Genomic DNA, 14,505 nt, shown 5'->3' with positions numbered 1-14,505 from the left:
CTTGTCCAAGTAAACCGACCGATCATTCGGTAGATTGCCGGACCCCGGCGGCCAAATCAATTACTCGAACGAGTGATCGTCTGCTGGGATTGTGTCCATGTCGACCTCCACGCACTCCACCTGCACCTTTACCTTCACCGCTGATGACGGAACCGAACTCGCGTACCACGTCCAGGGCGAAGGGGAGCCCCTGATCTGCCTCCCGGGCGGCGCCATGCGGGCCTCCGCCTACCTGGGCGACCTCGGCGGACTGTCCGCCGGGCGCCGGCTGATCCTGCTCGACCTGCGCGGCACCGGGGACTCCGCGGTCCCGGCGGACCCCTCGACGTACCGGGTCGACCACCAGGTGGCCGACGTCGAGGCGTTGCGCATCCACCTCGGCCTGGACGGCGTCGACCTGCTCGCCCATTCCGCCGCCGGCAACCTGGCCCTGCTCTACACGGCGGCCCACCCGCGGCGGGTGCGCCGACTGGCCATGATCACGCCGACCTGCTGGGCCGTGGACCTCACGGAGTCCCCGGAAGCCCGCCTCGCGGACGTCCGCCGCAGGGGCGGCAGCGAGCCCTACGACACGGCCATCGCGGCCTACGAGCGGGCGCTGGCCGCCCTGGCCGCCGGAGAGGTTCCCGCCGAGGCCGACTGGGCGGCGGCGATGCCGCTCGCCTACGGGCGCTGGGACGGGGAGGCGCGCGCCCACGCGGCACTGAGCCCGGTCCAGAAGAACGCCGAGGCCTCCGCCGCCTTCGCCGGTCCGGGAGCCTTCGACCCGCCCGCCACCCGGGCCGCGCTGGGCCGGTTCGCCGGAGAGGTGCTGGTCTTGGCCGGGGAGCTGGACTCCAATCCCTCCCCGGCCCTCGCCGCCCGGCTCGCGCAGCTCTTCGCGCGGGGCGTCGTCGACGTGCAGCGGGGCGGCGGGCACTTCCCGTGGCTGGACGGAGCGCCGTGGTTCGCGGCCCGCGTCGAGCGGTTCCTGGCCACCGGGGCCTGAACGGCGGCCGCACCGGGCCGGGCGCGTACGGTCGAAGCAGGCGCCCGGCCCCGTGCGTACGAACACGCCGGCGGGCCGGGACCCCTCAGGGCCCCGGCCCGCCGGCGGGCGATGCGATGCGATGCGGCGCGTTGTCAGCTCGTGGTGTCCGCGCCCGCGTCCGCCTCCGTGGCCACCGACTTCGCCCACCGGTAGTCCGCCTTGCCGCTCGGAGAGCGCTGGATCGCGGGGGCGACGACGAGCTGGCGCGGGATCTTGTAGCCCGCCAGCTTGGTGCGGCAGTGGGCCTGGATCTCGTCCAGCGTCGGGTCGGCGGCGCCCTCCCGGATCTGGACCACCGCGGCGACGTGGCTGCCCCACTTCGGGTCCGGGACCCCGGCGACCAGGGCGTCGTAGACGTCCGGGTGGGACTTCAGGGCCTGCTCGACCTCCTCCGGGTACACCTTCTCGCCGCCCGTGTTGATGCACTGGGAGCCGCGGCCGAGGACGGTGACGATGCCCTGCTCGTCAACGGTCGCCATGTCGCCGAGCAACACCCACCGCTCGGATCCCTTCTGGAAGAAGGTTTCCGCGGTCTTGACGGGGTCGTTGTAGTAGCCCAGCGGTACGTACCCGCGCTGCGCGAGCCGTCCCGGTTCGCCCACCGGAACCGGCTCGTGGGTGACCGGGTCGACGACCTGCGTACGCTCGTTGACCTCCAGCCGGAAGCCCTTCTCCGGGCTGGAGTCGTTCGTCGCGCGGCCGTTCGAGCCGGACTCGGAAGAGCCGAAGTTGTTCAGGAGCATCACGTTCGGCACGAGCGCCTGGAACTCGGCGCGCACCGTCTCCGACATGATCGCGCCGGAGGAGGAGACGCTGAAGAGGGAGGACAGGTCGGTGCCCTTCAGGGGCCCGTTGAGGGCGTCGATGAGCGGTCGCAGCATGGCGTCGCCCACCAGCGAGACGCTGGAGACCTTCTCCTTCTCGATCGTGCGCAGCACTTCCTCGGGCGCGTACTTGCGGTGGATGACCACCCGCTGCCCGTAGTTGAAGGCGATGAAGGACGTCAGCGTGGACGTGCCGTGCATCAGCGGCGGCGCGGGGAAGAAGGTCAGCCCGGCGCCCTTCGCCGCGACCCGCTCGGCCAGTTCCTCGGGACGCTTCACCGGTTCTCCGGTGGGCTCGCCGCCGAACAGGCCGGCGAAGAAGAGGTCCTCCGCGCGCCACATGACGCCCTTGGGCATACCGGTCGTGCCGCCGGTGTAGATGATGAACAGGTCGTCGGGGGAGCGGGGCGGGAACCCGCGCTCCGGCGTGCCGGCCGCCTCCGCGTCGGCGTACGCGACCGGCGCGATCGAGGGCTCCGGGGCGCCCTCGGGGGTCGGCCCGACGCGGATCAGGTGGCGGAGCTTCGTCGTCTGCGGGAGGGCCGCCGCGACCCGTTCGGTGAACTCGCCCTCGAAGACGAGCGCGGCGAGGTCGGCGTCGTTGTAGAGGTAGACGAGCTCCTCCTCCACGTACCGGTAGTTCACGTTCACCGGTACCAGGCGGGCCTTCAGGCAGGCGAGGACGGTCTGGAGGTACTCGATGCCGTTGTAGAGGTGCAGGCCCAGGTGCTCACCGGCCTTCAGGCCGCTGTCCAGTAGATGGTGCGCGATGCGGTTCGCCGCCGCGTCCAGCTCCGCGTACGTGAGGCGGCGCTCGGCGCCGGTCCCGGGGTGGTCCACGTACACGAGGGCCTCGCGGTCCGGGACCACGTCCACGACCGACTCGAACAGGTCGGCAATGTTGTACTCCACCGGTCCTCCTGACCCAGAAAATCCCATGGCTGGTCTGCTCGGCGGTCATTAGAGCGTCGCCAACCCCAACAGGGAAGGGGACCGTCCAAGAAATCTGACTGGGTGTCAGAAAACTATTGAACTGCACCGGCCCCTCCTGCAACCTGTTCTAGGTCTTGAGACGGGAGGACGGCAATGGGTGGGACAGAACACCTGACCGTGGAACGCCACGGAGCCACGCTGGTGCTCACCATGAACAGGCCCGAGGCGAAGAACGCGCTCTCGCTGCCGCTGCTGGTGGGGCTGTACGACGGCTGGCTGGAGGCCGACGCGGACGACACGATCCGCTCGGTGGTGCTGACGGGGGCCGGCGGGGACTTCTGCGCCGGCATGGACCTGAAGGCCCTGGCCGGCAAGGGCATGGCGGGCGACCAGTACCGGGACCGGCTGAAGGCCGACCCGGACCTGCACTGGAAGGCGATGCTGCGCCACCACCGGCCGCGCAAGCCCATCATCGCGGCGGTCGAGGGCTACTGCGTGGCGGGCGGCACGGAGATCCTCCAGGGCACCGACATCCGGGTCGCGGGGGAGGGAGCCACCTTCGGACTGTTCGAGGTCAAGCGGGGGCTCTTCCCGATCGGCGGCTCGACGGTACGGCTCCCGCGGCAGATCCCGCGGACGCACGCGCTGGAGATGCTGCTGTCCGGGCGGCCGTACGCGGCCGAGGAGGCGGCGCGGATCGGGCTCATCGGGCGGGTGGTACCGGACGGGACGGCGCTGGCCGCGGCGCTGGAGATCGCGGAGCGGATCAACGCGTGTGGGCCGCTTGCGGTGGAGGCGGTGAAGGCGTCCGTCTACGAGACGGCGGAGATGACGGAGTCTGAGGGGCTCGCCTCCGAACTCCTGCGGGGGTGGCCGATCTTCGACACGGCCGACGCCAAGGAGGGCGCGCGGGCGTTCGCCGAGAAGCGGCCCGCGCTGTATCGGCGGGAGTAGTTTCCGCGCCCCCGCGCCGGGCCCACCCGTTCCGGTGGGGCGGTCCGCGGTCCGGGTGCGGCGCCGTTGCCGGGGACCAGTCCCCGGACCCCTGCTCCTCAGACGCCGGAGGGGCTGGATTGGCCCCGGCGGTGCCTGGTTCGCGGGGCGGGGCCGGATGCACGGGTGCGGCGCCGTTGCCGGGGACCAGTCCCCGGACCCCTGCTCCTCAAACGCCGGAGGGGCTGGATTGGCCCCGGCGGTGCCTGATTGGCCCGGCGGTGCCTGATTCGTCCGGCGGAGCCCACGGGGACCTGCAGAGCCTGATTCGCCCGGCGGGGCTGCGAGTGCCCCGCCCCCTACATCGGAGACCCACCCATGACAGCCGCGTCGCCACCCGAGATCCTCCGCGCACCCCTCGTCGTCGAGTTCCCCTTCACCCGCTCCCTCGGACCCGTGCAGAGCGCCTTCCTCACCGGGCTGCGCGAAGGGGTCGTCCTCGGGGTCACGACCGCCGACGGCAAGGTGATGGTGCCGCCCGTCGAGTACGACCCCGTCACCGCCGAGGAGATCCGCGACCTGGTCGAGGTGGGCACCACCGGGACCGTCACCACCTGGGCCTGGAACGGTTCGCCGCGCCCCAACCAGCCCCTCGCCACGCCCTTCGCCTGGGTGCTCGTCCGGCTCGACGGCGCCGACACCGCGATCCTGCACGCCCTCGACGCCCCCGGCCCCGAAGCCGTCACCACCGGCATGCGGGTCCGCGTGCGGTGGGCCGCGGAGCGGACCGGCGCCATCACCGACATCGCCTGCTTCGAGCCCGCCGGGGACGGGGCGGCGGGCGCACAAGCGACGCCGCACAGCGGGGAGTTCGCCGACGCCGTCACCGGGATCGTCGCCGAGGCCCGCCTGGACTACTCGTACAGCCCCGGCCGCGCGCAGACCGCGTACATCGCCGGGCTCTCCGAGCAGAAGACCATCGGCGAGCGCTGCCCCTCCTGCCACAAGGTGTACGTCCCCCCGCGCGGCGCCTGCCCCACCTGCGGGGTGGCGACGAGCGACCGGGTCGAGGTCGGGCCGGCCGGCACCGTCACCACCTACTGCATCGTCAACATCAAGGCCAGGAATCTTGATATCGAAGTGCCGTACGTCTACGCCCACATCGCCCTGGACGGCGCCGGCCTCGCCCTCCACGGCCGGATCGGCGGCATCCCATACGACCAGGTGCGGATGGGGCTGCGGGTCGAACCCGTCTGGACCGAGGGCGGGCGCTACCCCGACCACTACCGCCCCACCGGAGAGCCGGACGCGGACTACGACGTGTACAAGGAGCTCATCTGATGGCCCGATACGCCCGCGAGGTCGCGGTGATCGCCTTCGCGCAGAGCGACCACCTGCGCCGCACCGACGAGCTCAGCGAAGTCGAGATGGTCATGCCGGTCCTGCACCGAGTGCTGGCCGCCACCGGACTGAAGGCGGGGGAGATCGGCTTCACCTGCTCCGGTTCCAGCGACTACCTCGCCGGCCGGGCCTTCTCCTTCACCATGACCCTCGACGGGGTCGGCGCCTGGCCGCCCATCTCCGAATCGCACGTGGAGATGGACGGCGCCTGGGCCCTCTACGAGGCCTGGGTCAAGATCCAGACCGGCGAGGCCGACACCGCGCTCGTCTACTCGTACGGGAAATCCTCGCCGGGGTCGGTGCGCGACGTGCTGACCCGCCAGCTCGACCCGTACTACGTCGCTCCGCTCTGGCCCGACTCGGTGGCCTTGGCCGCCCTCCAGGCCCAGGCGCTCATCGACGCGGGGGAGACCGACGAAGCCGGGCTCGCCGCGATCGGCGCCCGCAGCCGGGCCTCCGCGGGAGCCAACCCGCACGCCCAGCTCAGCGGAGCCGTCGCGCAGGGCGAGTACCAGGTCGCTCCGCTGCGCACCGGCGACTGCCCGCCCATCGGCGACGGTGCGGCCGCCGTCATCCTTGCCGCCGGGGACGTGGCCCGCCGGCTGTGTGAGCGGCCCGCCTGGATCACCGGCATCGACCACCGCATCGAGGCCCACAGCCTCGGACTGCGCGACCTCACCGACTCCCCGTCGACGCGGATCGCCGCCGAACACGCGGGCGTGTTCGAGGCCCCGGTGGACACCGCGGAGCTGCACGCGCCGTTCTCCTCCCAGGAAGTCGTGCTCCGCAAGGCCCTCGGACTCGGCGGGGACGTCGCCGTCAACCCCTCCGGCGGAGCGCTCGCCGCCAACCCGATGATGGCCGCCGGCCTGATCCGGATCGGCGAGGCGGCCGCCCGCATCCACCGCGGCGAGTCCGACCGGGCCGTCGCGCACGCCACCTCCGGCCCCTGCCTCCAGCAGAACCTGGTCGCCGTCCTGGAAGGGGACCGAGCATGAGCACGACGGGCAAGGAGCCGGTGGCCATCGTCGGCATCGGCCAGACCAAGCACGTGGCCGCCCGCCACGACGTCTCCATCGCGGGACTCGTACGGGAAGCCGCCGCGCGGGCGCTCGCGGACGCCGAGCTGACCTGGGCGGACATCGACGCGGTCGTCATCGGCAAGGCCCCCGACTTCTTCGAGGGCGTCATGATGCCGGAGCTGTACCTGGCGGACGCCCTCGGCGCCGTCGGCAAGCCCATGCTCCGCGTGCACACGGCCGGTTCGGTGGGCGGCTCCACGGCGCTCGTCGCCTCCAACCTGGTCGCCGCCAGGGTCCACCGCACGGTGCTGACCCTCGCCTTCGAGAAGCAGTCCGAGTCCAACGCCATGTGGGGACTCTCGCTGCCCGTCCCCTTCCAGCAGCCGCTGCTGGCGGGAGCCGGCGGGTTCTTCGCCCCGCACGTGCGCGCGTACATGCGGCGCACCGGCGCCCCCGACACGGTGGGCTCGCTCGTCGCGTACAAGGACCGCCGCAACGCGCTGAAGAACCCGTACGCGCACCTGCACGAGCACGACATCACCCTGGAGAAGGTCCAGGCGTCCCCCATGCTGTGGGACCCGATCCGGTACTCCGAGACCTGCCCCTCCTCCGACGGGGCGTGCGCGATGATCCTCACCGACCGGGCGGGCGCGGCCCGTTCGCCGAAGCCGCCGGCCTGGGTGCACGGCGGGGCGATGCGCAGCGAGCCGACCCTCTTCGCGGGGAAGGACTTCGTGTCCCCGCAGGCGGGCAAGGACTGCGCGGCCGACGTCTACCGGCAGGCGGGGATCACCGATCCGCGCCGGGAGATCGACGCCGTGGAGATGTACGTGCCGTTCTCCTGGTACGAGCCGATGTGGCTGGAGAACCTCGGCTTCGCCGACGAGGGCGAGGGCTGGAAGCTCACCGAGGCCGGAGTCACGGAGCTCGACGGGGACCTGCCCGTCAACCCCTCGGGCGGCGTGCTGTCCACCAACCCCATCGGCGCCTCGGGCATGATCCGCTTCGCGGAAGCGGCCCTCCAGGTGCGCGGTCAGGCCGGGGAGCACCAAGTCCCGGACGCCCGGCGGGCGATGGGGCACGCGTACGGCGGCGGGGCGCAGTTCTTCGCGATGTGGCTGGTGGGGGCGGAGCAGCCGGGCTCCTGAACGGAAGCCGGATTCCGGGCCGCGTGCCGTACAGGCCACGAGTGACGCACCGTGGCCTGTGCGGCACGGCGCGCGATGGCTAACCTGGCCCCCGGACGACGAACCGGGAGTACCGGGAGGAGCACGCACGTGGCAGAGAGCATGACTTCGAAGGCGCCCGCCGGCTGGGGAAAGCCGGACCTCGACCTGACCGAGGCGGACTGGCAGTCGAGCAGCCGGGGGTCGGGTGACGTCCAGATCGCCTTCGTGGAGGGGTTCATCGCGATGCGCAACGGCGACCGCCCCGAAAGCCCCTCGCTGATCTTCGCGCCGGACGAGTGGCGCAAGTTCGTCCTGAACGCGCGGGGCGGGGAGTTCGACCTGACCTAGTGCTGTGACCGGAAAGGTTCACCGGGCGCGGAGCCGCCGCCCCCGGTGGGCTCCGTAAACCCCTTGCCGGACCCGAAGGGTCCTCGGCATCATGGCCGCCATGACGATCACCCGCCGAAAGGGCGATGCCGCGTAGACGGCCCGGCGCGATGCGCGCCGAACGAGGAACGTACGACAACAGGCGGCCGCCCGCCTGGGCGTGGGAACTCCCGCCCGTGGACCGGCTGTCGTCCGCGGCGGCCGCTGCCGCGCACTGGGCCCGGCCCGGACGCGGCTACGAGATCGTCGACCTGCTGAACCGGTACCGGACCTTCCTGAGCGGTCCCGGCAGCCCCCTGCTCCTGGTCCCCTCCGAGTGCCCGGCCTGCCCCGGCTGCGCACGCGACGACATCGCCGTCGTCCGGGACGACCTGGGAGACCTGTACCGGGAGCTGCCGCCGGTCGCCCGCACCGCGCTGGGCCGCGTGCTGCGGGGCCTGGACGAGGAGTTCCGCCGCCGCACGCTCCCGCACCCGGTCCCGTCCGCCGGGGGGTGGGTGGACTGGAGCGGCCGTCCGCGCGCCTGGTGGCACCGGCGGCTCTACGAGGGCGACTGACCGGGCGACGGACCGAGCGGCGGAGCGGGCGACTGACCGGGCGACTGACCGGGCGAGTGACCCAGCGACGGACCGGACGGCTGGCGAGACAGCCGGCCAGGGGTGTCGTACCGGCCATAACGGGATGACCGGTACGGTGGCGGCATGAGCGGAGAAAACGACCTGCGGAAGCTGCTGAGCGGAATGCGGCCCGAACTGAACGACGGGCTGTACGTGTTCTGCACCATCCCCGGCGACACCGACCCGCAGGCCCTGGCCGGGCTCACCCCCGTCGCCTCCGTCCTGGAACCCGAAGGGCTCACCCTCGTGCTGAGCCAGGAGGACGCCGACGGGGCCGGACTCCCCTACACGTACACCGCCGGCTGGATCACCCTGCGCGTCCACTCCTCCCTCGACGCCGTCGGCCTCACCGCCGCCTTCGCCACCGAACTCGGCGCACACGGCCTGAGCTGCAACGTCATCGCCGGCTACCACCATGACCACCTCTTCGTGGACGCCGCCCGGGCCGCCGAGGCCGTGGCCGTCCTGGAAGCGCTCGCGGAACGCTCCGCACAGGACTGAGCCGTCCGCTTGTACCCCTTCCGGCGGCCCGCCAAAGAAGATCAGCTCTATTTGCCGCACGGGGCTTCCCGGGCGCGTGCGCGGGCGTACGCTGAACCCCCGAACAGGCCTGGGGGGTACCAGCCATGACGGAACGCCGGACCCGCAAACGGCGCACGATGTTCGAACGCGACATGGAGCTCACCGCCGTCGACGAAGCTCTGGACCAGCTCACGGACCCGGGCCCCGACGCCGGCGGAGCGCTGCTGGCCTTCTCCGGACCCGCAGGCCTCGGCAAGACCACGCTCCTCGGCGAAGTCCGCCGCCGCGCCCACACCAAGGCCTGCACCGTCCTCGCGGCCCGCGGCGGCGAACAGGAGCAGAGCCAGCCCTTCCACGTAGCCCGCCAGCTCATCCAGCCCCAACTGGCCGGCACCTCCGACGCGGAACTGCGCGAAGCCCTCGGCAGCTGGTACTCCATCGTCGGCCCCGCCCTCGGCCTCTGCGCGGCCGAACAGAGCGCCCCGCCCGACCCCCAGGGCCTGCGCGACGGACTGGACTGGGTCCTCACCCACCTCGTCGTGCAGCGCGCCCCCGTCGCCCTCGTCCTGGACGACGCCCACTGGGCCGACCCCGAATCCCTCTCCTGGCTCGCCGCCTTCGCCCCGCGCGCCGAACACCTCCCGCTCCTCCTCGTCGTCGCCTACCGCCCCGACGAACTGCCCGCGCACGCCGAGGCCTTCCGTACGCTGCCCGGCCGCGCGGGACACCGCCCACTGAGCCTCGCACCGCTCACCGCCGAGGCCGTCTCCGGCCTGGTCCGCGAAGCCGTCGGAGACCACGCCGACGAGGCGTTCTGCCGCGAGGCCTGGGCCGTCACCACCGGCAACCCCTTCGAAGCCGTCGAGCTCACCGCGAAGGTCCGGGACAAGGGCCTCGCCCCCGTCGAAGCCAGCGCACCGCTGCTGCGCGACCTCGCCGCCGCCCAGCGCGGCAGCGGCCTCGTCGCCCGCCTGCACAGCCTCGGCCCCTCCACCGTCCGCTTCGCCTGGGCCTGCGCCGTCCTCGGCACCGACATCCCCCGGGAACTCGCGGCCCGCGTCGCGGGACTCGGCACCGAGGAGGCCGTCGACGCCACCGGGCGGCTGCGCGACGCCCGCATCCTGTCGGCCGCCGCCGAGGAAGCCGCCGCCGACGAAGCCGCCGGGCTGGAGTTCGTACACCCCCTCATCGCCACCGCCATATACCGCGCGATCCCCGACGCCCTGCGCGTCGCCCTGCACGGCAAGGCCGCCGCGGCCGTGGTCGACGCGGGACTCGGGCCCTCCGCCGCCGCCCGGCACCTGTTGGAGACCCATCCCGAGAACGACCCCTGGGTGGTGCGCACCCTGCGCGAGGCCGCCGGCGAGAACCTCCGGGCCGGCGCCCCCGAAGCCGCCCGCCGGCAGCTCGCACGGGCCCTGCGCGAACCCCCGGACTTCGACGTGCGGGCGGCCGTCCTGTACGAACTGGGCTGCGCCTCCCTGCTCACCGAGCCCGCCAACACCGTCAACCACCTGCGCGCCGCCCTCGCGGAGCCCTTCGAGGACCCGGCGCTGCGCCAGGGCATCGTCATCCGGCTGGCCCAGGTGCTCTCGCACAGCGACCGCCTGGCCGAGGCCTCGGAATGCCTCGCGCGCGAGATCCCGTACACCCAGGACGTACGCGGCCGGCTGCGCCTGCAGTCGGAGCAGTTCATGTGGGACGCCTTCAACGCCGCCGAGCCGGACTCCCCGGCGCGCTCCCGGCGGCTCGCGAAGCTCGCGGACCGGCTGAGCGGGCGGGACCTCACCGAGCGGTACGTCATCGGGCTGCGCGCCTGGGACGCCTGCCTGCGCGGGGAGCCCGTCGACGTGGTCCTCCACCATGCCGGTCGGGTCCTGGAAACCGAGTTCAGCTGGGCGTACGCGGACCGGGGCTTCGAGGTCCCGGTGCTCGTCGCGATGGTGCACATGTACGCCGACCGGCCGGAGCGGGCCGAGGAACTGTTCGAGGCCGGCACCGCCGAGTTCGAGCGGCAGGGCTGGCGCGGGGCGCACCTGTCCTTCGCCTACAGCCTGCGCGCCTACATCCGCTACCGCCGGGGGCGGCTGGCCGAGGCGGAGGAGCTGGCGCGGGCCGGACTGCGCCTCGCCGAGCGCGTCGGACGGCGCACGCCGGTGCACTGGTACGCCATCGCGATCCTCGTCACCACGCTGCTGGCGCGCGGCCGGGCGGAGGAGGCCTGGGAGCTGGCCCGGGAACACGAGTACGGGGAGCCCTTCCCGGCGGCGGTCGTCTTCCCCGACTCCCAGACCGTCTACGCGGAACTGCTGCTGGCCCGCGGCCAGGCGAAGGCCGCGGCGGCGGAGCTGGAGGCGGTGGACCGGCGGCTGACCCCCAGGGGCATCCAGAACCCGTCCTGGTGCCCCTGGCGGCTCCACCTGGCCCGCGCGGTGGCCGCGGAGGACCCGGCGCGTGCGCGGGAGCTGGCCGAGGAGGCGGTACGCAGGGCCCGCGCCTTCGGGGCCGCGTCCGGCATCGGCCAGGCCCTGCGGGTGGCCGCGGAGGTGGCTTCGCCGCAGGACCGCGCGGGCCTCCTGGAGGAGGCCGTGGTGGTCCTGTCGGCTTCGCCGGCGGCCTACGAGCTGGCGCTCGCGCTGGCCGCGCTGGGGGAGGAGCGGGGAGACGCCGACATCCTGCAGCGTGCGGGGGTGGCGGCCCGCGCCTGCGCGGCGGACGGCCTGGTGGCCACCATCATGGACGCGCTGCTCGCCCTCGGCGGGGCGGTGCCGGGCCTCCCCGTGCCGCCCGTGCCCGGCGCCGCCCCGGCCACCGCCCACTGACCGGCCGGTCGGGGCCGTAGCGGAGGAGCAGCCCTGCGGGGCTGTCCCCTACCCGCCCTTCCGCCGTTCCCCGGGCTCTGCCCGGACCCGGTCCTCAAACGCCGGACGGGCTGAATGTGCCGCTGCGCGGCACAATCCAGCCTCGCCGGCGTTTGAGGCGCGGGGTCTGGGGCGGAGCCCCAGGGGGTCCGGGGCACAACCCCGGGGAACGGGCGAAGGGCGGGTAGGGGACTTTGACCCGCGCAGCGGCAAAGGGTGCTGCGGGGACTTTGACCCGCGCAGCGGCAAAGGGTGCTGCGGGGACTTTGACCCGCGCAGCGGCGAGGGGCGATGCGGGGGCTTCGCCCCGTGCAGCGGGACAGCCGGCTTCGGGGCCGGGGGCCGGGCCCCGGGTCAGGGGGTGGAGGGCCGGGAAACGCGGCGGGGCACGTACCATGGCGGCATGTCCTTCCTCCGCCGCCACCGCGCCGCCACACCCGCCGGCCCGGACTTCGACGTCCTGGCCATGGACCCGGGGGACTGGCCGGGCAATCTCGGGGCCGGGCTGCTGCCCGCACCCGACGGCAGCTGCCAGGGTGTCTTTCTCCGCTACGACCTGTTCGGCGGACGCGGCCCCGCAATGATCATCGGAAACCTTCCCGAGGGTTCCCCCGCGCGCGACCTCTCCGAGGGCCAGGTCCCCTTCGAGGTGGCCCAGCTCCTCGACGCCCTCGAGAACGACGAGGACGTCGAGGTCACCGGTGCCGAGGACTGCCCCGTCATGCAGGGCGACAACCTCCTCATCGTCCGGAAGGTCAAGCTCTCCGAGAGCCGGATCAGCTGCGTGCAGTTCGACCGCAGTGACAACGTGCTGGTCACCATCGCGAGCTGGGACCGGCCGATCACGGACGACCTCTACGCGCTGCTGAAGCCGCTCCCGGCCGAGCTCTTCCAGCAGGGCTAGCCGGCGGGGTCGGCCCGCAGCCGCGCCTGCGGGCGTGCGGCGCTCACGCGTCCGCGATGTCGTTGGCGGCCACGTAGCCGAACGTCATCGCGGGACCGATCGTCGACCCGGCTCCCGCGTAGCTGTGCCCCATCACGGCCGCACTCGCGTTGCCCGCCGCCCACAGGCCGCGGATCACGGATCCGTCCGCGCGCAGCGCGCGGGCCCGCGCGTCCGTGACGATGCCGCCCTTCGTGCCCAGGTCACCCGGCACGATCTTGAAGGCGTAGAACGGCGGCGCCCAGATCGGGGCCAGGCAGGAGTTCGGGGTCACGCCCGGATCCGTGTAGTAGTGGTCGTAGGCGGTGTCGCCCCGGTGGAAGTCGGGGTCGGTGCCGTTCCACGCCTGGAGGTTGAACCGGTTGAGGGTGGAGCGCAGGGCGGCCGCCGGCACCCCGATCTGGTTGGCCAGCGCGTCCCAGGTCCACGCCTTCTTCGCGGCGCCCGCCTGGTACCAGGAGTCCGGGAAGACGATCGTCGGCAGGATGTCCTTGAACAGGTACTTGTTGCGGTAGTTCTGATCCACGATCAGCCAGGCCGGAATGTGCGAACCGGTCGCGCCCCGGTCCTTCTCGTACATCACGTGCACCACATCGCTGTACGGGGCGGCCTCGTTGACGAAGCGTGCGCCCTTCGCGTTGACCATCAGGCCGCCGGGCAGGGTGCGTTCGGCCAGGCAGAAGTACGGTTCGTTCGGGAGCGGGATCGAGGGACCCCACCAGGCGTCGTCCATCAACGCCAGTGCCGCACCGGCCCGTTGGCCGGCCCGGATCCCGTCGCCCGTGTTCTCCTTCGCGCCGACCGACCACTGGGTGCCGATCGGCTGCTGCTGGTACTGCGCCCGCATCTCCGCGTTGTGTTCGAAGCCGCCCGAGCCGATGACCACGCCCTTGCGGGCCCGCACCACGCCCCGTACGCCCGCCTTCTCCACCACGACGCCGGTGACCGCGCCGCCCTCCTGGACCAGGTCGACGAGCGGGCTGTTCAGCCACACCGGGACCCCGGCCCGCAGCAGCCCGGCCCGCAGGCCGGTCGCCAGGGCCTGGCCCATGGTCAGCGGCTTCTGCCCGCACAGCGCGGCCGCCGTACCGCGCGCCAGGCACTCGGTGGACACCGCCAGCCCCTTGGCGCTCACGGCGGCGAGGTTGAGCCACTTGTAGTCCTGGCTGAACACCACCATTCCGGCCGGCACGGGCATGTACGCCGGGTTCAGGTGGGCCAGTTCGGCGCCGAGGATGTTCCCGTCGATCTGGTCCGGCTCGATGGAGCGGCCGTTCGGGAGCCCGCCGGGGAGGTTGGGGTAGTAGTCGCTGTAGCCGTCCATGAAACGGAAGCGCAGCGGGCTGTTGGCCATCACGAAGTCCAGCATCCGGGGCCCGTTGGAGAGGAAGGCCGCCTGCCGGTCCGCGGAGGAGCCGTTGCCGACGACGGCCGAGAGGTACTGCGCGGCCTTCGCCGGGGTGTCCGGGACGCCCGCGCCCAGGATCACCGAGTTGTTGGGCAGCCAGATCCCGGCGCCCGACCGGGCGGCCGAACCGCCGAAGGTCGGGGCCTTCTCGACCACGAGCACGCTCAGGCCCCGCTTGGCCGCGGTGAGCGCGGCGGTCATTCCGGCTGCTCCGGAGCCGACCACGACGACGTCGTACTCGCCGAGTGCGGGCCCGTCCGCGGCGTGCGCGACGGCAGCCGGCAGCACGGTGGCGGCGAGCACCCCGGCGCCGGTCCCGGCGAGGACCGTCCGGCGGGAGGGGAGGGCATCGCTTGGTTCGGGACTCGCTGCGGAGACGGTTCTCGCGGTCATGGGCGGGCTCCAGCGGAGAGGGGGGAGGGGATGGATCCAGCATTCTGATGCTGAGTCAGAAA

12 protein-coding genes are annotated in these 14,505 nt (G+C 72.9%); 10 read left to right on the top strand and 2 right to left on the bottom strand.

Annotated features, from left to right (window positions below; translation table 11 throughout):
- Positions 1-97: 97 nt before the first annotated feature.
- Positions 98-988: an alpha/beta fold hydrolase gene (locus tag OG247_RS06025; RefSeq protein WP_327251234.1), complete on the top strand. Its 891-nt coding sequence runs from the start codon at positions 98-100 to the stop codon at positions 986-988.
- A gap of 134 nt (positions 989-1,122) precedes the next feature.
- On the opposite strand, the gene OG247_RS06020 is transcribed toward OG247_RS06025, so the two are convergent.
- Positions 1,123-2,766, bottom strand: coding sequence for an acyl-CoA synthetase (locus OG247_RS06020; RefSeq protein WP_327251233.1), 1,644 nt, complete (start codon positions 2,764-2,766; stop codon positions 1,123-1,125).
- 174 nt (positions 2,767-2,940) lie between these two features.
- Here OG247_RS06020 and OG247_RS06015 point away from each other — a divergent pair, with 174 nt between their 5' ends.
- From OG247_RS06015 to OG247_RS05975, 9 genes are all read left to right on the top strand, one after another.
- The gene (locus OG247_RS06015) at positions 2,941-3,741 is read left to right on the top strand and encodes a crotonase/enoyl-CoA hydratase family protein (RefSeq protein ID WP_327251232.1); all 801 of its coding nucleotides are present in this window, start codon (positions 2,941-2,943) and stop codon (positions 3,739-3,741) included.
- A gap of 357 nt (positions 3,742-4,098) precedes the next feature.
- A complete protein-coding gene (locus tag OG247_RS06010) occupies positions 4,099-5,061 on the top strand; it encodes an OB-fold nucleic acid binding domain-containing protein (protein ID WP_327251231.1) in 963 nt (320 codons plus the stop codon).
- The gene (locus OG247_RS06005; RefSeq protein ID WP_327251230.1) at positions 5,061-6,119 is read left to right on the top strand and encodes a thiolase domain-containing protein; all 1,059 of its coding nucleotides are present in this window, start codon (positions 5,061-5,063) and stop codon (positions 6,117-6,119) included. The genes OG247_RS06010 and OG247_RS06005 overlap by 1 nt, the downstream gene beginning before the upstream one ends.
- A complete protein-coding gene (locus OG247_RS06000) occupies positions 6,116-7,291 on the top strand; it encodes a thiolase domain-containing protein (protein WP_266911458.1) in 1,176 nt (391 codons plus the stop codon). The genes OG247_RS06005 and OG247_RS06000 overlap by 4 nt, the downstream gene beginning before the upstream one ends.
- 141 nt (positions 7,292-7,432) lie before the next feature.
- Positions 7,433-7,660 (top strand): DUF397 domain-containing protein, encoded by a 228-nt coding sequence (locus tag OG247_RS05995; RefSeq protein WP_388495840.1) that lies wholly within the window; start codon positions 7,433-7,435, stop codon positions 7,658-7,660.
- Between the two features lie 149 nt (positions 7,661-7,809).
- Positions 7,810-8,256, top strand: a complete 447-nt coding sequence (locus OG247_RS05990; protein ID WP_327251228.1) for a hypothetical protein — start codon at positions 7,810-7,812, stop codon at positions 8,254-8,256.
- Positions 8,257-8,400: 144 nt separating this feature from the next.
- Positions 8,401-8,817 (top strand): ACT domain-containing protein, encoded by a 417-nt coding sequence (locus tag OG247_RS05985; protein ID WP_327251227.1) that lies wholly within the window; start codon positions 8,401-8,403, stop codon positions 8,815-8,817.
- A gap of 125 nt (positions 8,818-8,942) precedes the next feature.
- Positions 8,943-11,660: an ATP-binding protein gene (locus tag OG247_RS05980; protein ID WP_327251226.1), complete on the top strand. Its 2,718-nt coding sequence runs from the start codon at positions 8,943-8,945 to the stop codon at positions 11,658-11,660.
- A 442-nt stretch (positions 11,661-12,102) separates the two neighbouring features.
- Positions 12,103-12,603 carry a hypothetical protein gene (locus tag OG247_RS05975; protein ID WP_266911468.1) on the top strand — a complete coding sequence of 167 codons (501 nt, stop codon included), beginning with the start codon at positions 12,103-12,105 and terminating at the stop codon, positions 12,601-12,603.
- A 43-nt stretch (positions 12,604-12,646) separates the two neighbouring features.
- On the opposite strand, the gene kstD is transcribed toward OG247_RS05975, so the two are convergent.
- Complete coding sequence (gene kstD / locus OG247_RS05970) at positions 12,647-14,443, bottom strand: 3-oxosteroid 1-dehydrogenase (RefSeq protein WP_327251225.1); 1,797 nt, start codon at positions 14,441-14,443, stop codon at positions 12,647-12,649.
- Positions 14,444-14,505: the final 62 nt, after the last annotated feature.

This window comes from Streptomyces sp. NBC_01244 (genome assembly GCF_035987325.1).
Taxonomy (GTDB): domain Bacteria; phylum Actinomycetota; class Actinomycetes; order Streptomycetales; family Streptomycetaceae; genus Streptomyces.
The sequence above is the reverse complement of the archived record's forward strand: the minus strand, read 5'-3'. Positions and strand labels throughout refer to the sequence as shown.